The organism is Desulfovibrio sp. TomC (assembly GCF_000801335.2).
In the GTDB taxonomy this organism is placed as follows: domain Bacteria; phylum Desulfobacterota; class Desulfovibrionia; order Desulfovibrionales; family Desulfovibrionaceae; genus Solidesulfovibrio.
Genome location: NZ_JSEH01000039.1, coordinates 1 through 20,123 on the forward strand (window position 1 = coordinate 1; position 20,123 = coordinate 20,123).

The following is a 20,123-nucleotide window of genomic DNA, read 5'->3' on the forward strand; positions in this document are numbered from 1 at the left end:
GAGTTGGCAGCTGCGCCACAGTCTGACCACAGATGCGCCAACGAGATCGAGAACAGACCTATAAAAAACAAAAAATCCCGTTGGCAGCTCGCCAACGAGATCACTTTTTGAAAGGGGCTTCTTTAAAGATTTTAAGGGGTTAAATTAAGCTATTGGCGTGTCAAGCAAGTGCTCTCCCCCTGAGCTACGCTCCTATAAACAGAATCAGGGAAGGGGATATCTATTCCGAACTCTTCCCGAAGTCAACCCTAAATTTTCCATTCCCCAGAAATTTTCGGGTACCAAAGACGTTGGCGCGTGTTGGCTCGTCGTTGGTCGGAGGGGACTACACTCCCACGGGCTGGGAGGTCAAGAAATTTTTCGCGGGTGGGTGGAGAAAAAGGACGTTGGGGAGAGATGCTGATTATAAATAGTTAATTATTTCGACAAGTTAAAGACAATCACTGATCGATGTCGATGTATTATGAGTCCAGGATCACCAAATTATTTTTAATAAACATTCAAACAATAAAGTAAGTTAGCCACTCTATTCGAATGGCCACTTCCCCAAAATTTTTTACTGGAAATCAAGATATTTGATTGATACAATGAATTCTAGCCCTAAATCTATCCGGCCATCTCGATAAGCAGACACCTTCACAAGCTAACTGATAAAAAAATTCAATCTAATGAGCGGGGCTATTACAGACAAAGAAATTTCTTAGTTTTTTTGAAGTGTTTTAGTCTTACATACTTAACCTAAAACTTATTGGAGTCAACCATGCTCAATATACATGGCGAAAAAATTTGTAAGTTTAATCTCAAAATGCTATTATCCTTCCCAATATTCATCCTTCTTTTATCATGCACCAATAAGGACATTGAATTAGTAAAGAACAGCCTTATCTCAAAAGATAATAATTTAAAATTATATACATCCATAACGATCGGGCAAGCACTTGAAAATGCATTTGACAACGGGGCATGGACAACAAGAAAAGGTTCACATAATGAGAAATTAGTTATTTTTACAGGAAAATTATCAAAGAGATTTCAATTTTGGTGGGATGCTTTTAAGGACATACCCCACTCGAACGAAGAAATACTCGCTAGCGATAAACTTGGTGCAATACTAAACGTTATGATAAGCGAAATTAAAGATAAAGAACTAGAAAAAGAGTGGAAAGCCATAGCCTACAATGATACAGAATCTTTGAAAAAACTGTATGCAAAAGTTCTTGTAGCCAGAAAAGCATTTTGGCAATTGCACGACACAATACAAATAGGATGGCTAGTCAGAGCAAATAACACTATAGATCTAGAAAAAGTTAATATTCTTAATAGTGAATTCTCAAACTCTAATGTCGAAAAAATTGCGATGATTATAGCTATTATTTACAACACCTTGCCTAACTAAAAACGGGACTGTTTTGAATGAAGGAGCAAATAAAGGGATACTAGTCACTACCTCTGACTATGGCCCAGATTCCTATGAATTTGCCAAGGCAAAACCACTAACCCTTCTCAACGGTGGACATCTTCTTCTCCTCCTGTCTAAACACGGTTACAAAGCTAGAATCAACATCAAAGAAGCAAAATAAAACCTGGGTTTAGTACCTAAAAGATAGCGACCGTATCAACAAACTTTAATTATCAACTAATTAAACAGTCTAACCAAAAGGTATTTCTTTGATTGAACTTTGCAAGAGGCATAAAACGGCTTTTCCTTCCGCAAGGTCTTGTTCATTGGTACAATCATCTTGTCCAAAAAATAACGCGCAAGAGCTACCGTTGGATTGCGAACTTTTATAAATTATACCGTCAATTTTTGATTTACGATTAAGACAATAACTATTCCTAAAATAATTGGTAACAATCTGTGTCGGCAAATATTCTATTTGTTCGGTTCCATCTTTTATAATTTTTTTTGAAAAATCTTGCAAGAAATCATACAAAAACCGAATTGGTGTTCGCAAACGACGTTTTGAACTATTAAAAATGCTCGGAACTCTGGGAAGTGCCGATAAATCAAGAATATTAATATCTTTTATTGTTTTCCATGTGGCAACTGTCGCAATAAACGGACAATTTTTGTTCGGCGCAATTTCATTAATACATGTCAATTCATCAAGAGCACCATAAAACATTGACTCCCCCGCAGGGCTCATTCTATTTGGATACTTAGCCTCCGATGGTTGTGGGGGACCTAACTCACTAACTCTACGATAAGATGTGGCATGTCTACTTTGCCGTGCGCGATAGATCAAACTACCCTCTGGCCAAGTCGTAACAAGCCCTAATTTTTCCACACAGAATCCAATTGAATCAAGAATATGATTATACTTAGAATATTTTTGCATATCTTGAATGCATTTTGCATCAATCGAGCATTTTCTTTTTATGCAATAACTTTTGATTGATTTAGCGAACTTCTCCCAGTCAAGCTCAAGCTGTTCATGCGGAAGCGGTCCATATGGATCAGCATCAACCCATTCTGTCTGATGAATTAATGATACAATGTCGTTAATTGCAGGAGTTTCAATATCAAGATCGTATAAAAGATCATCTGTATCCCATATTTTCCCGTCAACTCCAATCCACCCACCGTCGCCACTTGACCAACCAACACCATTAACTGGATCATCATATTCCATATTTAAGCTTTCAACAATTAATTTAACAACACTTGCAAGCGGAGCGGCAACTGATTTTCCACAATAACTGCACGCCACATTGATCGAGTTTCGTTCAATAAACAAGCGAATAGACTTTTCTTCCATACATTCGCAGCAAATATACTTTGCAGAACCTGAATAACCTCTTTCAAGTTGTTTCATGTATAAACCTTTAGCCCCGCCCATTCAATCCTCCCTGTAAACATTTGTTAACATTGTGCCCAAAAAAAATCAATTTGAATATCAATCCTTATTAACCACTGCAACACTAAATTCTCTTTCGCAAACCAGTACTAAAGCGCTTTCAATAATATCAGTATTACTTACATCTACCCCAATCTGGGATAAATGATTTTCTAAAATTGAAAGCAATTGCCTTTTGGGCCTGTTAGTTTTAGATTCGTCTGTAACTTTATCTACAAAATGCTCTTTAATTTCTGTTCTATATATTTTAAAAAGATTATTTTCAACCAATTTACTTGCAACTTTTTCAGTTGCTATTTTAAAAGTTTCACCTGGACTTCTTGACATCATTTTGTCTAATTTAATACTTTCGATATTTTTAATACAATTGTTTGTTAATTTATCATTGGACATTCCATTGCTACTTCGCTTAAATTTTTCAACAAATCTTAACGCCAAGTCACTATTTGAAAGCATTAATTTTATTCTAAGTCCCTTGTCAGAACTCATGACAATTACGCCGTAAAGACAGACAGGTATCTGTTTGTTATTACCAAACCTCCTATCTGGACCTCCTTTCTTATTCGGGTAACGCCAAGTGTAACTTACAATTTTAGCATCTGAAGGAGGACTTCCATCAACTATGAAATTTGTAAAGTTGCTACTAAGTCGTACTTCACTGTAGTCCAATGCCTTATATGAACCGCTTTGCTTTATTAACAACCCATCTGGCATAAAGAAAATCTTCATTCCATTAATATTTAAGCATGGAAATTTGATGTTTGACTTGATCCAATTAGGACAATCTTTATTAATAAGTATGTTTTTCTTATTAACTAACGAACCAGCTCCAGAGTTTCGTTTTTGACTATGCCAATCCTCCAAAGACTCTGAAGACTCAACGACCCACGCAGAATGAGACTTGTTCATTTCATCAAAAGCTTTATTAATATTATCAAATTTATTGAAGTTAGGATCAAATTCATAGTCTAAACATATCAATCTCCTCTTTTTCTCGAATAAAAAAACAATGGAAACGACAAGCGCGCCAAATCCTGCAACACAATAAGATGCTTCAATTTTATAACTAAATTTTGAATTCATCACCCAAACAAAAAGTGCACTAAACACAACAAGTGCAACCAAATCCAATCTAATTAATGAATTAGACCTATTTATTTCTTCGACTAACTCTTTCTTGCTTGCAGAAGTATATTCGTTGAGGTTTATGTTTGTCTCTGCAGTTGTTCCGGACTGGTCTAGTCCAAGTTCTTTTCTTCGCGAGCTTCGAGCGGGAGTAAGTTCTTCACGATAATAGTACCCATATCTTCCAGCATGCATATAGGTTGAACCGTTCGGCCGCATCCCAACTCTGAACCCCTTAAAACCAACAGAAGTTCCAATTCCACTATTAGAAAAATTTAATTTGAACAAACCAAAGTTTACCGAACGTCGAAAATAGAATGGCATACAATACTCCAAAAAAATTAAACAATATTATTAATTTGATTTTGACACTATACTCTAAAATTAAAATCTTAACTTTGTCAAAACTTCTACAGCTTCATTTGTTTCAATCGCAAAAAATTCTCTTGACGAATTAACGCGTCTATTTTTTAAACAATTATGTACAAATTTTTCTGCTTCATGACAATTTTTGACATGGACATCATACAACAACATGAATGGCGTCGGAACGCCTGTTGCACGGCTTAACTCTTTCATCCTTTCCTTCGGACTTTTTTTTGTCTTTCCAATTTTAATCAAACCAGACATTGATGAATTGACAAGTGCATAAATATAACCGCTAGTATCTGAATACAAAGTACCCTCAAAATTTTTTTTATTATTGTCATTGACATTGTCAGTTAACGCTGGTTTACAAATTCCATTTTCCCATGGAAATTTAGCAGAGAAATTCTCAAAATCTTTGAATACCTTATTAACTTCTGCAATTGCAACTTTTTCGAATTCACGGATCATTGGTTCCGTATCGATGTCATCAAAACTTATCTTCATTGCAATATTTCTTTGAGGGCTTCCGACTGGGGACTTTGAAGCAAAAATAACGGAATCATGCAACTCATTGCCAAACTTTGATAACTCCCTAATAATAGGATCGGCTACCGAAGAAATTTTCGGAATTATTTCTGAGAATAGAGCGTCTGAGTTAACATTTTCAACGTTTGATTTCCATTGAATAAGCTTACGGTGCAGATCAATGACGGAACAGGTAAATTTGAAAATTTCGTCGACATTACCTGACTGCCCTTCTCGCCCAATAATCTTAGGCAAATTACTTTTAAAATAAACCAAGGTAGAAATAACATCACCAAAAAGAATATTTAAATCGTATCCTTTTCTTTTAATCCATTCTGAAAAATTATAAAATGTCAAACGCTCACCATCACAACAATGGTTACCAGAGTTAAGAAGTGATTTCCTATTGTTATTTATACCTTCCATGACATATTGGGAAATCAAAAGGAACTCCCACCCAAATGGGCGGTTATTAATTATTGAATTTACCTGCTGACTCAATTTCATAACCTAACTCCTCCGCAGTATTAAATCAAATACGACTGTAACGATAACTTTATAATTTAAAAACCATAAATAGGCATTTTTTTAACTAAAAATAAACAAAACCCACGTCCACTCCTCAACTAAAGTAATAAAAGAACCCACGTCCACCACTTAACATGACAGACGTGGGCTTGTTCTTAATCGAAGCCAGAAGCTAGCTCTGACTACTTCTTGACCTTCTTGACCTTCTCCTTCCCTTCACTCAAATCGAAGTAGAAATAACCTTCTTCTGAGCTATGCAAAGGATAACGGCAAGCAAGCCCTCTAGGAATACCAGGAATTTCTTCCAGGTAAGAAGCGATGTAGATAACGGGAACATCAATGTTCTTGGCATGAACATGAAATGTTTCAACCTTGGCCTTGCTTTCACCAGGTTTGGTTGAAACTTTAAAAGCTACACGTTTAGCATCTTCATCGTAACCCACCTCGATGAAGGACTTTCCCGGCTCCAACTTCATCAGTTCAACAGCTTCCTTAGAAAAAGTAACCTGGGAACGGCGGTAAGAGATTGAGACCGATGCTCCTTCTATCTTTACGATAGTCGGAACAAGCTTTTCATTGAAAAATTTCATCGCCATGGGATATATCCTTTTGCAGCTGTCTCTTCTCAGGAATTGTTGATGAACTGATTTACCTGTACGAGGAAAATCGGCTGGACACAAGTGCCGTGGGAAAGTTTTTTGTCTTGGCAGGCAATATACCCCTCCACCACTCCGGGAAAGCTACTCAGCCAGCCCCCCGGACACCCCGCTAATACGCGCCATATGGACCATTCCTGGGGTTTTACCAGCCGACCTACCCCTTGGACTCCCCCGGAGCTTAAAACCCAGGAAATCGCAGTATACAGCCCCGGGACAGATTCTCCTGACGGTGTGGCAGTCACTCATCTGCATGCCCAAAAAAAACAAAACAAGTGGTTTCTAAGTTAATCAAGCATATTTAGCATCACCAGTATCAAAATTTCAACTCTGGGACTACCTCTCCAGTACCTTTTTCAAGCCATTCAGCCACTATCCGTCTATGACAAAAATCTCCAGGTTTTTCATAGCAAAGCAAAGAAGCATCGTCACCAAAGAGAGATTTTATTTCGTTTAATACTTCAACAGGATTCAACCTTGACAACACGAAAAAACTATATTCTTGAGTATATTGTTGAGTTGAAACTGTCCCTTTCTTGTAACGACCAACAAGATTCCATGGTGGAGCTAACTTTTTATACTCTTTTGACTTGCTCCAACTGGGCTTTACCTGAGCGATACAAACTGGGTTTGGAATATTTTTTTCCCGTGCAAAGTAAGAAGTAGTTATCATTTCGACCTCTATGCCTACTTATTGAACAAGTTGACCGGCAACAGGTAAAGAAACTGATTCAAGCCGTAACCACACCGCAATCCCAGCTGCTCCACGGGATAGGCCTGCCCCACTCTCCCCCGGACACCCCGCTAATTCGCGCCCTACGCCCCCTTCCTGGGGTTTTCCCCACTGGGCCTTTAGTTGGGATACCCCTGGGCCGAAATCCCAGGAAATCCCCGTATACGCCCAACGTCCGATTTCCATAGGGCTTTGACCAGCTTAAACCACCCGCCCCGTGACCGCCCCACTCGTCCAGGGTATCCTTCTTATAAAACTTAGGAGGGAATATGGACCAGAAACATATTGATGAATTTGAGTTAAAAGACGAACTTTCTAATGCTTTTCGACCAATCGAAGAACTTTTTAAGATAATGGATGCTTGTTCAACAGATATTTACGGTGAACTTATCAGATCACATGCCGAAGTAGGTATTGTCCTTTGCAAAAACTACAGGAAGAACCTTGAAAATCTTTTAACCAAGAAAATAGGTAACTAGCAATGGCTAACGAAGATTTTAATGTAATTTATTCATACAGCCGCAAACAAGCCATTGAAGACGGGATACTCGTGGATGTAACAGAAGAAGCTAAAGCTCACGGTTTCAAAGTCCACACCGTGGTCACAGACAACCTATACCACCGATACATCGAGGTTCCTACCGGGTTACAAGCCGAGGGTCAAAGTACGGTCGGCCGGCTCCATGATGTCTTGGTTTTAGCCCTGTTCGCCGCCCGGTCCAGCAAAGGGACAGATCGGGTGTACTTCAAAGTTGATTTCCTGATGGAGCCAGGACGATCTGAAACCGTCGATATCATAGCCCACATTGGCCCTGGTGATGCCGCTGAACCAGTACTGACTATCATGCTACCTGAGGACGATTAGAAAAAACTTAAGAAACCAATATTATTTGTTTTATCACGCACGAATTCCATACGATTTCCAGATGAAATTGATGCGTGGTATTTTAAACCAAAGTGGCGAAGAAATGTCTGAAAATAGCAAAATTTTGCCAAAGAGTGGTAAACTTAAAAGTCTTAACCCGCTTTTGGGAGCACCAGATGTCAAAAAAACCGGGCAAAGTGGGAATACGAGATAAAATTCGACATACCTCATCCACTCTGATCAAGTACAGGCTGAAAAATAGCACTATAATTTAAGCAAGATAACACTACTTTTGGGGTTTTTACCCGCGCCGCCTGTCGCCCTTGAGTTGGGAGCTTAAATTTTCTGGTCTGCATGGTCCGGTTCCGATCCCAATCCTAATCAGGCACGGCAGTTGCCTCTAAACATCCAATATCGCGAGATTTACAGGAACTTATTATAAACAATGGGTACGTGACACCGGAGGCCGTTTTCGGATTTTTCAGAACACCGATTGACCGAGCTAGGTAATATTGGGTAGCAAAAAGCCGGGCTTTCCATTTTCCGCCAGCGGGAAAAGGCAATCTCGTATCCAACCTGCTTAGGTGGCCTTGGTTTTGATAGTAAACTATAGAAAAACATGCTCCGACATTACAAACATACTAGTAGTAAATTAACAGTAAAAAATATTTGTAAATTTTAGAAATCTCTTTCATCTCAGCACTGAGGATATAGCATTTCATCATCGAATTATAAGGATGGTTGCAAAGTGACAATAGAAGATGACCTTAATACCTTCCGACGGATCATTAATACTGATGACAGAGAATCTTTAAAATCATACATATTTGCAAAATTTCGCGAGTACCCTCTTGACATAAATATTATCACAAATGTACTTCAAAAAACATATGATTTCGAAAATTATCAAATTAATTCGAGCCAAGAACTCGATGATATTGTTGAATTGAAAAATGAATTAGAAAAAAATATTGTGATAATGGTAAAACATGATAAAGCCGCGAAAGCTTTTCTCGACATACAAACCGGCAAACTCCTTATTATAATTTCTATGGCCCTTAAACGTATAAAAAAGAATTCAAGCACATTAACAGAAGCCGAACAAGAAAGAATAAAGTTAGTCGACAAATTGTTCAAAACAAAAATGAGCAAAGCACGGCACTATGATTTGATGAAAGTAGCAAAAATACCAGAGATAGACAATTTCTACTTTTTAGGGATAGAGTTACTTGTTGAGTTGTCGAGGGTTGTCCCTGAAATAAATTCAGAGAATCCAATTTTAGACATTTTAGCGGCTGGTGGATATACATACAATCCTAAACAAGAGGAGATTGTTGGGGATTTCATAGAAAAAATTAAATTAGGCGCAAATAGAATCAAATTTTTATCAAATAAAATTTTAATCCCGGACGATCTTTTAGCAGAAATAACAAAGCAAAGAGGCATAGTAAAAGAAAGTGATATTAAAAAAATCGAAATATCACTCAGAAGAGGAACGTCTGTTTATCATGCAGTTGAGTTAATATTGCTAAAAAGCAAGAAAGGCGATCCATACGCAAATAAAACTTACAATCCTACGAGCAACACAATAGATGTAGACTATTCTCCATCTTATAACAAGCTAGAGGAAACCTGTCTTCAACTTGCCGATATGATGGAAGATGTTTTAATAGACGATTATATTCCCGATCACAGTCCCGATAGATTTGTTAAAATGCTAGAAATATTGTTTTATACCACCCATGATTTGATGAATTTTTGGGCTCAGAAATGGCCCGAGTTTGACGAACCGAAAGTTACACCTTTCTCAGAAATTAAAGCCAAGGCGATCGAATGAGAATTTACCAATCTTCATTAAGCTACAAAAGCTTTGAGCTAATACAAGAGTATGCTCCAGATATAAAAGTAAATCTTTTGCGTTCATTTGGGTTAAACGACAATGAAACAATTCGCATCATAAATGATTTCCAAGACAACATAAATTCTATTATTCTTGACTCTGGTGTATGGTCAAAACATAATAACCCTGAAAAAGTTACTCACACTGTACACGACTATGCTAAATTTCTCAAGGAGTATGGGAATTTATTTGATTTTTACTTCAGTTATGATGAAGACTTTGACGAACTGGAAAGGAGTGATTTTTGTAGCAAAAACGGCGAAAATCAACGTATCCTCGAAAATGAAGGCATATTCCCATATCCTGTCCCTGTCATCCATTTGCTTGAAGATGACATTGTAGATTACTATTGCGAAAGCAAAGACAGGTACCCTATTGTTGCTATTGGTTCTAATGCAATAAATAAATTCAACTTTAGACCATCAGTGGAAAAATTATATAAATCTGGCGTCAATGTTCATGCATTCAAGATAGGGAGTGCCGAGGCACTTAGAGGATTGCATGCTTGGTCATCAGATTGTTCATCGCATGCCCAATGGACAAAAGCGGGAAGATGTGTATTTTATGATAGTATAAATCAAAAAGATGCAGACATATGCTTTCGTCCGTTTAACAAACGTGGGGAAAAACAGGACGACTTCTACCGCAAACATCCGCTTTATGAAGATTTTGTTTGGTTTTTGGACGAAGTCGTAGGAATTGACTTAGACAAGATCATCAAAAACTCAAACTATAGGACCTTTTCGAATTCTATCTATTTCTGGTGGCTAGAGATGTTCATATCTTCAGAAAATGCTTTTATTACCCCACGATTTGAAGAAAGTAACGACAACGGCACTAGTGAATATTTAAAAACAATTTTTGGCTAAAACTAAATACTTGATCCAGTGTAAATTTGGTTATTATTGTCCGGCTGCACGTGCTTATAGGCCTTTAGCATTTCTGTTTTGCTTTGACAAAACTTTACAGATATAATTTACCGAAATCACTGACCTTTTTAATTTTACCCCGTGTTGGGATTTTGGGTCATTAAATTTCGTCGTTTTCTCCCCTCGCATATCCCCCAAATTTCCAGGAACCTGGACTTTTGGGGTACTGACCATTGGACTGACCGGGCACTGACCACGGGGTCGTTGACCATTTAATACCCCAGAAATATTAGCAATCGAGCGAAACTAGCCGCCCAATCCCCCAGGGCTATCGCGAAAATGGCCCTTCAGGAACCAACAGAACTATCGGTTATCTTACGATAACATAGTTTGTTTCCCGAGAAAGATCTACCATGGGGCACTTTCTCCCCTTCGTGATTGTCCTTCTCGGTTTAAGCATCGGGCGCACCCGTTCCTTTCTAGGTCAAATGTGCCGAACATGGGCCCTAGCTGGACGAGATAAAAATTTCAATGAGTCCTAGTAGAGTTTAATCCATCTTCTTGAAATATTATCAAAGACAAAGAAACTTCAATCTGGAAAGAAAAGCTGGGATACCCCGTCCTATTAAACGTATTTAAAAAGTCCTCTTGTCAAATAATATCTGTAACTTCCGATTCATCTAAACCAAACCGATACTGTCCTGGAATAGTAATCGGCAAAAAATCTAAAGAAACCTGATCTTGACAAATATTTTACTATGAAAGACAAATTCTAAACAAGTTCATCCAGGTACAGTCAATGTACCGAACAATAAAGTTTTAGCCCGTTTATAACCAATTAATATTTTGCTACAATTCATATGTACTTTATTTCAAAAGTATTAAAAAAATTGTTTGAAAAAAATCTGCTTCACCGACGTAACTACCTTAGGTTGGAAACGATAGAACCTTAAGCAGGCAAACACCTTCATCGACGGTTGAAGTCAAAAAGACAACCTGACCACTGACACTAGTTTTTAACTATATTGGTTCCATATATGACATGATTTTTAAGACAATGGCAAAGAAAGCCTTGTGACATCAATCACTAACAGTTCCAACAAAACTTAAGAAGCTATAGAAATTGAACGTCCTACAATTTGTTTTGAACTTGAATAAAATTAGCAAAGTTTGTTTCAAATGTTGCTGAAAGTTCCTTTTCGTTCCTTTAAAAGGAAAGTTTCTTCGCCATCAACATTGCTAACTATTGTGAGACAGGAGGGGGTGCGTATAGCAACCCCCCTCTAATATATAACCAAAATTTTGCAGTTGAACCTTAAAAATTTCAATGGTTTACAGCAGGCAATCGCAAACTTGCAGTTGCAGCTGAAAAACAGCAGTAACAAATTGAAATCTTTTGATTTTCTATTGCAAATTTGAAATCTGTCGAAAGTTGCAACCGTTGCAGCCCAACAAAACTTGCAGGTGGAATGTCAATATACTTGGTCAAAGCTGATAGGATATTGATCCTTTCGCACCTGGGATGGTTTTAATAGCTTTTTTACCAACGGCAGCACTGATGTACTTGACAGCAGTCACGGCAGTAATACTTTTGTTAGGATTTTCGGTTTTGTACACATTGACGACTTCATTTTTCAAAACAGTTTGTGTCTGGGCTACTCCGTTCAAGTTTTGCAAAGCTTTGATGACATAGTAAACAGTATCATTATTCAAATTACCCGACTGAATGCTAACATTAAACCTCAAGTTGCTCAATTCAAGCGAAAGATCATCATTTAACATGAAGTTTCTAGCTTTCTTATGAATGAACTTAAATCTTTTAACTGTTTCTTTGTATTCGAGTTCCCAAGTATTAGGAGACCAATCACCGATAGCACTTGCACCGCGTCCACCACCGACTCCTCTTTCTTGCTTAAATTTTCCATGGTGGTGTATGATTAACGGCGAGACCTTAAGTCCTTCGCAGAAGTCTGAAAAGTTATCCAAGAGCTTACGCATTTCGTCATTTGAATTTTCATCTTTATTATGAAAGCTTATAAGCGGGTCTACGACAAGGATATCAAATCCCAACAAATCATACTGCCTCTTGATTATATCTTGGAACTGTTGACTATCAAGATCGCCAGAAGCACGAATATCATTTTTTCTACCGACAAAGAAAAGCCTTTCTCGAATAACATCATCTGGAATAGCATAAGCACCGCGTATAAGCTCAAGCCTTCGTTTCATTCCAACTAGAGAATTTTCGGATTGCACAAAAAGAACGCGATGTCCACCATGAAGTACTTTGAACTTGTTTAAGAACCCATTGGTTGGTGGATAAACCAGATCCATTGCTATTTGCAAGGTCAGGACTGACTTACCAGCCCCACCATATCCAGTTATCAACAGTGGCTCATCTTTTGGCCAGAAATTGTCTATAAGAAATTCAAAGTTTGTTTGCGCCGTTAAAACATCATACGCATTGAAAATTCCATAGTCAGAATCAGAAGCAGAAGCATTTGAGCCAGATTGAAAACCGAGTTGCATAGTAACCCCTATTGGATTCTGAGCTATAGTTTTCTTAGCTGCTTCAAGTTCCCGTTCAAACCAATCGGGCTTTTCCCTGGACCTTTCTCCAATGGGATAGCTCTGGTAAATAGACCTGATCGTCCTTTCATCAATACTAGCATTCAATAAACCTAGCAAAACCGACCAAGAGGGTTCTGATCGAGTACCTTGCGGAAATGGAGTCATGATCTTTTGCTTAATGTCTTCCGAAACAGATAATCTTTCAATAAAACCATCAAGATTAACCAGTTTATCTTCTAAAGGCTCTATTTCAGAAGATATATTTCGAGAGGCGGGGGGTAAAATTTTTTTGGAACGTCTATCTTGTTCTTCTTCTGTGAAAATTTCTCGTGCTCCTGAAGAATATTCGAGCAACCAGTTGGGAGCATCTAAAATATCTTCATTTGTTGCTATTATATAGGGCTTTTGAGTTTCAGGGTGTAAAGACCCGGGACAGATTACTTGTCCTCCTGTTCCTCTTACGTCAAAGCATTTGGCCTTAGATCGGCAGGAGTATTTCTTACCATCATTAGGATATCTAAAATAATAGTGATAACGCTCCCCTCTTCCTCCGGTTTTAACGGCAAAAGTAGGTGGGAGCATCGGATCAATACCATTGAACTCAAGGACTTTCCAAAATTTATCAATGTCATCAATATCTAAGACCAGCACGCCACTCGCTGGGCCACACGCTATTCCTGCCCTGTCAGCTTTAAAATCTTGACGGTTGAACTGGCGAATCGTTTCGCACCATTTTTGCCATCCGTTTTCAATTGGTCTTTTCAATTTCTTAGCCATTCGCTTCATTTCATCTGGATCACCAGAAGCTTCTATGGGTGAAGCAAAACCACCGCGCAAGGGGATTAATGAAAATTTTTGCGACAAGCTCTCAAAGATTGAAAGACGTTCATCATCTTTCAATTTATCTGATCTCTGGATCATCTGGTAAATATCGTCTCGAATGAAACCCATACGCAACCATTGCTTGTGTGCAATTCCATGACTCGGATCAGGAAAGCCCTGTGCCTCCCCGAAATGACAGGAAAAAAGTAGCACACCGATTCGCCGCCCTCAAGCCCCAGAACCGAAACACCGGCACGGCTCGGAAATGTCACTTCTGATCAACGTAAAGCAAGCTACTTTACTCAGTGATTTGCTACAGATATTAATATCCAGCAAATTGTTTAGAAGTCTACTTTGCGGTTTATAAACGCCATGGGTGCTTTGTATATTCCAAATCCTATCCTAGCAAAATCTAGGAGGTGTCTTCTCTTGAAAAGACATCAAGTCGAAAAATAAACATTTCTTAAGATAAACCAGATCGGTCGTACTCTCTTCGAACTAGATCTACTTAAGAATGACTTACCAGTTATAGAGCAATCTAGACGGGGGAGAAGTTGAGACAAAAAACCAGCCCGTATTTGATAACTCAAAGAAGTCAAGGTGGCCCATATGCCGGATGAAGTTCATGGCAAACTGAAATCCGTTGATTTTTAAAAATCTTCAAAAAGCGTGATAGCTCAAGTGAAATCACGTTTGGACATATGGATGCGATTAGACATGGGATGGCTTCAAAGGATTGCAATAGACCAAAGGAAGCCCTTGTGAAAAGATTTTTACGGAGATGGAAAGCTTGATTTTCATAAGGGTGGCTGAAGTTTGTAAGAAACTATCGAACGGTATTCGATGTAGCACGAGATGTCACTTAAACAAAACAACAAAACCATTGCTTTGGGTATAAACTCGAAGCCGCTGTTATTCAGTAGTACAGCGTCATTAAAAACTGCTCAAAAACATTAGACACTTATGATACATCGAATACCAATTGACGTAGCCGTATGCGGGAAAACCGCTTATACGGATGCAACAGAGTGCTAGGATCGGTGACGCTCCTTTCGACTCTTAGGAGTTCTGCTACTATCTGAAGAAATTTAGATGGTCGCATGATTCCGTAAACTGCAAAGTAGATTCTTTACAAAGGCTTTCATTCGTGAGGGCCTTTTTCTTTTTTCTAACGGTCGGATTTACCCGTCTCCTGGTCCACCCGGCGTCAATTACCTCAATGGGGCTGGTTGAACTTGTCCTGGCCCCAGGAATACCCCCCGTAAAATCCCGTCTCCTGGGTTTTCGGGGCTTGTCCTATGGCTTGGCATCCCCCGCCAGCAAAAACCCCAGGAACAGCGTCCTAGGGCCAAATTACGTTTCCAATCCCAGAAGCACGAGAAATATGATGGATTTTGATCTTAAATTTGTGCATTTTCATGCATTTTTCAGCAATTCGTAGAGATATACCAGATAAAGTAACATTTCTATGCAAAGGAGGCGTTATGGGAGCCAAGAATGGTAATTCAACTGACGTTCAAGACGGGACGGCGAAGAAGAAGATCGAATCGAAGTATGATCCGAAGACTCTTCGCAACCTTATCAAAGAAGGTCTGGATGCTGCTACGATAATGGAGCAGATGAAGATCAAACATCGTCAAACGCTCAAACAGTACATCTTAAAGCTCATAAGTACCGACAGGGTGCTCTATGAGGTCAAGGGACTTTATCTCAAGGACTCAAAGAGACCGAAGGTAAACCAATTCGGTTTCCTGAAGGTCAATCTGAAAGCCCACGATCTCGGTGATCTTGAAGTCAACGAAGGCGACGAGTTCACAATCGAAGTCATCGATGGAAAGATCATCTTGAACAAGATTCTCCCATAACCCTCCAACTGAAATGTCATGCGGATTCGTCTGCGTGGCATTTCTTATTTTTTAACTCGGATAAGATTTTCATACATCTTTAAAGTTGGGATTACTTCGCCTTTATCGCATTGATTTAGTTGCAAAGAGTCAGATTGTCAGCAGCTTATCCTTCGCATTGGATTTACGATTTTAGTCACAAAATTAGAGATATAAGTATTCAAAATTGAAAGATACTGAATATCGTCGAAGGACGGTTTTACCTATTAACGTAAATTCGACCTAGAAAGTTGAAGATTCCAAAGAATCACAAGGCGTTAACGGCAAGCCCCAGGGCCAAGCCCTTGGACCAGCAGTTTTCAATATTCGTTTCTGGTCTTCCCAAAAGTAAAAACCAGATTGGAGGAATTTATGAAGGTCGAACCAATAACTAATGCGAAGGACATCAAGAGCATTAAAAAGCTCTTGGCAGATCAACCACGCAACAGGCTGCTCTTCATTCTCGGCATCAACACTGGTCTTCGAGTTCAAGATTTATTGAGCTTGAAGGTTGGTGACATAAAACATGCCAAGATAGGCGACCGAGTAGTTTTGCGTGAAAAGAAGACGCAAAAAGAAAACGTTTTGATGGTCAACAAGGACATTAAAGATGCTCTTGACGACTACTTGAAGACAGTTGATGCAAAGGATGACCATTTCCTGTTTAAGAGCCGGAAAGGGAGTAACTACGCAATTACAACATACGCTGTGACCATGTACGTGCAGCAATGGTGCGATGCAATCCACCTTCCTGGCAACTACGGGGCGCACACGTTAAGAAAAACTTGGTGTTATCACCAGCGAAAAACCTACGGCACCCCATGGGAAGTCATAGCGAAAAGACTCAACCACAGCAGCCCGAGTATCACAAGAAGATATATCGGTGTGAAGGAGGAAGAAGTCGAAGAAGTTTTGATGAACTCTATTTAGATTTCTCACGAGGGGAGTAAAATCCCCTTTATTTGTAGAGCGCCTTAATTCCCCTCGGTCCAGAATTTAAATTGTTACTTCAACCTAGAACAGAAGAGGTTTCTTATGGGCGTCTATCAACGTGATAGCCGATGGATGGTCTATTGGCATTTCAACGGCAAAAGACATGACAAATCGTTTGGTCGTGGTGAACTTGGTCAAGCAAAAGCTGAAAAGTTTGATCACGCTGTTCGTGACGCACTCGACCAGGGGTTACCGGTTCCTGATCCCGAAACGGTGACGGCAGCGGTCCTGGTACCAGTGCCGGCGACCGGACAGATGGAGAACCCAGGTGCCGCCCCGATCCAGGGCTTTAACCAGGTCACTGGTCGAGTTCCTGGCGGGATGCTCCTGTCGGAGCTTGGATCGAAGTATCTGGCCCATATGAAGGCATCAGGCCGGACGGAGAAGCACATTCGGAACATCGAGCACTTGGTCCACCATGTGTTTATCCCGGTTCTCGGCGACAAGCCAGTGGATTCTTTGACATATCAAGAAGATATGATTCCGTTCATCCTGCACTTTCAAGGAGTTAGCAGCAGAACGGGAAAGGTTCGGTCCCAGTACACGGTAAATAAGTACTGTGATTACTTGAGTTTCATCTTCAACTTCGGGATAGACAACGGCTTTACTTCCGTTAATCCCCTGAAGATTTGGAAGAAACCCAAGGTTCAACCATGGGATATGAAGCTCACCTTGGACGATGCAAAGAAGATCATGGTCAACGCCGAGCCACATTTGAAGTGGGCGATGGAAGTTTGTTTCAACCTGGGTACTCGTCCTGGAGAATCAGAACTTCTCTCGCTCAAGTGGGAAGACATTGACTTCAAGGCTAGTACTGTTCGCATTTATGCGAGTAAAACCAAGACCTACCGGACAGTTCCGATAAACCCTGAGTTCCTGAAACGTTTGGAAAAGGAGCAGGCAGAATCCAAAACCGGATATGTCATCGAGTACATGGGCCGGAACCTGACCACGATTCGGAAAGCATTCAAAAACGCATGCAAACGGGCTGGTATCACCTACCAGACTCGTATGTACGATCTTCGGCACCTGTTTGCGACCACATTACTTCGCAAAGGTGCTGACTTAGCTGCCGTTTCCAAGATGATGGGTCATTCAACGGTGAAGATGACGGCAGACACCTATTACCACTACATGGAAGGAGAAAAAGAAAGAGCAGTCAATCTGTTACCCGCTTTAGAAGTGGCATAGTCCAGGAAGACGGGGCGTCTTGTAAAAGATACTCCGTCTTTCTATTTTTCAATAAGTAAAGACAAATGAGGACACTAGTCATGAGAACTTGTCAGTGGTGTCAGCTGGACACCATAAAAGAGCCAGCATCAGTAAGCTGGATATTTTTATGCAATAAATGCTATCACACCATTTATGTTGATTACTATCGAAGCATCTTTACACCGGAGGAATTTCGCAAGAACATAGACATTGTAAAAGCTATTCATGAAATCCACGAGAAGAAAAAGAATGAAATCGAATTGAATAAAGAATGCTATATTTGCTTAAAGAGTTTCATCTGCACCACTGAGAATAAATTCAAAACCCTCTGCAATGATTGCTACAAGGAGTACTGTTTGCCGTTTCGAGGCAAAGTAACTGCCGCTGAAATGGCTGACATTATCAAGCAGGCCAAGAAAATGAGAGAAGCAACATTAAACAACAACTTGCGTGACGGAGGAGCAGACGACACTGGTAACCAGGAATAAACAAAAACTTAAACGCTATGGAAAGACGAGGAATCTCTAGCACAGACTCCTCGTCTTTCATTTGTCAAAGACCAAGAATGGAGAAATATTATGGCACAAAGATGTTTATGGGATAAATCTCATACATGTTTTCCGAATCACAGATACCCTTGTGATTTCTTATGTGAAAAATGCAATGAAGAAATTTACTACAAATATCAAGCGCTGTACAAGCCAAAGCAATTTGAAGCTAATATCGATATGATCAAAGAACAAAGAAAACTTACTATGGAACGCGAATGGACCGAAGGTGAAGCATGGATTGTCAAAACGCTTGGACTGGATGTACTTGTTAAAATTGACTTATTCGACAAAAACTTGATTTAAGCACTGGGAACTTTAAAGGTGGACCGCCCTGCCCCGGTGGTTCACCTTTTTTTAACGGCGTGGTATGCTGGGTCTGGTCCCAGTCTCAGTGCCGGCCATCTGGGTCAGTAGTGGTGACTGTATCCCATCGGCCACAGCTTGGGAAGTTTACTTGGTGTTGCCGTTTGCGGAGAAAAAGTTTGGAATTACAGCAGATATGGTGGCCCTATGGTTGTCGCGACAAATCACCTTGAGACCGGTGCCCCAGGATTCCAGTTTACTGGACTTTTTTAAAACGAGTAATTAGCCGTTTTTTCGGTCCAAAAATTCACAGGATCCTGCGAGTTCAGACCCGGCTATGTGCGGCGAATCCCGAGAACAAGCTGAAAATATACAATAAATGCTGATTTTAGTCCAAAAAAAGGGTGTCTAATGGCAAAGTTCTGAGATTCAGCCCAAACGGCATCCCCAAAAACGAAAGAAATTTCGTTTTTGACCACCGAACGGACTAGATTTAGGTCTAAGTGATGCAAGATATCGATATTACACGCACTACTTTTCTAGTTTGCAACTAAATCGACCGGAAGGATATGAACTTGAGCAGCGATCAGTTACATACAAAATGCGCCCCACCTGAACGTTTAAGCATTAATGAAGTACAGGAAGAGAGAGAACAGCTTTCTGGACACATATGCTCTAGCTACTTTGACTTCTTTCCCCTTCCGCTCATTGTTTTAAACAGTCACCGGCAAATAGTTTTCAGCAATACAGCTTTTTTAGACATCCTTGGCATCCACGACCTAGGCAATTTCCTTGGGCTTCGCCCCGGTGAAGCAATGGGTTGTAGCTACGCCCACGTGGAAGAAGCAAAATGTGGCACTTCTACATTTTGCCGTGAATGTGGTGCTCTTCGAGCAGTATTAGAAAGCATGATCGGCAATGCAAAAGCGCAGCACGACTGTCAACTCCTGGTAAGCCACAACGATGAAAGCTCGGCAAAAGACCTGAGAGTATTTGTTTCTCCTTGGGATGTTGAAAACGCAAAGTATTATGTTGTCTCAATCGTAGATATAGAAGACGAAAAACGTAGAAAAATACTGGAACGAATCTTTTTTCACGATATTCTTAATGCTGCTGGAGGGGCAAAAGGACTACTTGACATTTTATTTGATGAAGTTCCAGAAGAAAACAAAGAACTAATGAGCCTTGTCCAAGCGTCACTGTTTGGCCTAGTAGAAGAAATTAAGAAACAAAAACAGTTATTAGCGCTTGAAAACAAAGAATACAAGCTCTCTATGATAACTCTCCAAGGATTAGAGCTTGTAAATTTAGCAGTAAAAGAATACAAAAACCATCCCAAAGCATACGATAAAACCATATT

At 39.7% G+C, this 20,123-nt stretch carries 19 protein-coding genes; 13 read left to right on the forward strand and 6 right to left on the reverse strand.

What is annotated here, in order from left to right; all coding sequences use genetic code 11:
• Positions 1-760: 760 nt before the first annotated feature.
• The gene (locus NY78_RS24980) at positions 761-1,396 is read left to right on the forward strand and encodes a hypothetical protein (protein WP_156181064.1); all 636 of its coding nucleotides are present in this window, start codon (positions 761-763) and stop codon (positions 1,394-1,396) included.
• A 13-nt stretch (positions 1,397-1,409) separates the two neighbouring features.
• Complete coding sequence (locus NY78_RS25925) at positions 1,410-1,580, forward strand: restriction endonuclease (protein WP_082140157.1); 171 nt, start codon at positions 1,410-1,412, stop codon at positions 1,578-1,580.
• A 69-nt stretch (positions 1,581-1,649) separates the two neighbouring features.
• On the opposite strand, the gene NY78_RS24150 is transcribed toward NY78_RS25925, so the two are convergent.
• The 5 genes from NY78_RS24150 to NY78_RS24985 form a co-directional block, all read right to left on the reverse strand.
• Complete coding sequence (locus NY78_RS24150) at positions 1,650-2,816, reverse strand: HEPN-associated N-terminal domain-containing protein (protein WP_197084296.1); 1,167 nt, start codon at positions 2,814-2,816, stop codon at positions 1,650-1,652.
• Between the two features lie 81 nt (positions 2,817-2,897).
• Entirely contained in the window at positions 2,898-4,307 is a 1,410-nt protein-coding gene (locus NY78_RS24155) for a DUF4236 domain-containing protein (RefSeq protein WP_082140159.1), read from the reverse strand.
• Between the two features lie 60 nt (positions 4,308-4,367).
• Entirely contained in the window at positions 4,368-5,384 is a 1,017-nt protein-coding gene (locus NY78_RS24160) for a GIY-YIG nuclease family protein (protein ID WP_082140160.1), read from the reverse strand.
• 203 nt (positions 5,385-5,587) lie between these two features.
• The gene (locus tag NY78_RS20950; protein ID WP_043640675.1) at positions 5,588-6,001 is read right to left on the reverse strand and encodes a hypothetical protein; all 414 of its coding nucleotides are present in this window, start codon (positions 5,999-6,001) and stop codon (positions 5,588-5,590) included.
• 376 nt (positions 6,002-6,377) lie between these two features.
• Positions 6,378-6,734, reverse strand: a complete 357-nt coding sequence (locus tag NY78_RS24985; protein WP_156181066.1) for a DUF488 family protein, N3 subclade — start codon at positions 6,732-6,734, stop codon at positions 6,378-6,380.
• A gap of 329 nt (positions 6,735-7,063) precedes the next feature.
• On the opposite strand from NY78_RS24985, the gene NY78_RS20960 reads away from it, so the two are divergent.
• From NY78_RS20960 to NY78_RS24995, 5 genes are all read left to right on the forward strand, one after another.
• Positions 7,064-7,273: a hypothetical protein gene (locus NY78_RS20960; RefSeq protein ID WP_043640678.1), complete on the forward strand. Its 210-nt coding sequence runs from the start codon at positions 7,064-7,066 to the stop codon at positions 7,271-7,273.
• Between the two features lie 2 nt (positions 7,274-7,275).
• Complete coding sequence (locus tag NY78_RS20965; protein WP_043640681.1) at positions 7,276-7,659, forward strand: DUF6573 family protein; 384 nt, start codon at positions 7,276-7,278, stop codon at positions 7,657-7,659.
• Positions 7,660-7,720: 61 nt separating this feature from the next.
• Positions 7,721-7,873 (forward strand): hypothetical protein, encoded by a 153-nt coding sequence (locus NY78_RS24990; protein ID WP_156181068.1) that lies wholly within the window; start codon positions 7,721-7,723, stop codon positions 7,871-7,873.
• 534 nt (positions 7,874-8,407) lie between these two features.
• Positions 8,408-9,496 carry a hypothetical protein gene (locus NY78_RS20970; protein WP_043640685.1) on the forward strand — a complete coding sequence of 363 codons (1,089 nt, stop codon included), beginning with the start codon at positions 8,408-8,410 and terminating at the stop codon, positions 9,494-9,496.
• Positions 9,493-10,428, forward strand: coding sequence for a hypothetical protein (locus tag NY78_RS24995; protein WP_156181070.1), 936 nt, complete (start codon positions 9,493-9,495; stop codon positions 10,426-10,428). Before NY78_RS20970 ends, NY78_RS24995 begins: the two co-directional genes overlap by 4 nt.
• Before the next feature lie 1,485 nt (positions 10,429-11,913).
• Here NY78_RS24995 and NY78_RS24165 read toward each other — a convergent pair.
• Complete coding sequence (locus tag NY78_RS24165; protein WP_231584068.1) at positions 11,914-14,034, reverse strand: AAA family ATPase; 2,121 nt, start codon at positions 14,032-14,034, stop codon at positions 11,914-11,916.
• Between the two features lie 1,271 nt (positions 14,035-15,305).
• Here NY78_RS24165 and NY78_RS20980 point away from each other — a divergent pair.
• The 6 genes from NY78_RS20980 to NY78_RS24175 all read left to right on the forward strand — a co-directional run.
• A complete protein-coding gene (locus tag NY78_RS20980) occupies positions 15,306-15,686 on the forward strand; it encodes a hypothetical protein (protein WP_043640691.1) in 381 nt (126 codons plus the stop codon).
• A 390-nt stretch (positions 15,687-16,076) separates the two neighbouring features.
• Entirely contained in the window at positions 16,077-16,634 is a 558-nt protein-coding gene (locus NY78_RS20985) for a tyrosine-type recombinase/integrase (protein ID WP_043640694.1), read from the forward strand.
• A gap of 105 nt (positions 16,635-16,739) precedes the next feature.
• Positions 16,740-17,888 carry a tyrosine-type recombinase/integrase gene (locus NY78_RS20990; RefSeq protein WP_043640697.1) on the forward strand — a complete coding sequence of 383 codons (1,149 nt, stop codon included), beginning with the start codon at positions 16,740-16,742 and terminating at the stop codon, positions 17,886-17,888.
• Positions 17,889-17,968: 80 nt separating this feature from the next.
• Positions 17,969-18,397, forward strand: a complete 429-nt coding sequence (locus tag NY78_RS20995; protein WP_043640700.1) for a hypothetical protein — start codon at positions 17,969-17,971, stop codon at positions 18,395-18,397.
• A 90-nt stretch (positions 18,398-18,487) separates the two neighbouring features.
• Positions 18,488-18,763 carry a hypothetical protein gene (locus NY78_RS24170; RefSeq protein ID WP_082140162.1) on the forward strand — a complete coding sequence of 92 codons (276 nt, stop codon included), beginning with the start codon at positions 18,488-18,490 and terminating at the stop codon, positions 18,761-18,763.
• Between the two features lie 569 nt (positions 18,764-19,332).
• Positions 19,333-20,123: histidine kinase (locus tag NY78_RS24175; RefSeq protein ID WP_082140163.1), on the forward strand; the 791-nt coding region annotated here is incomplete at its 3' end.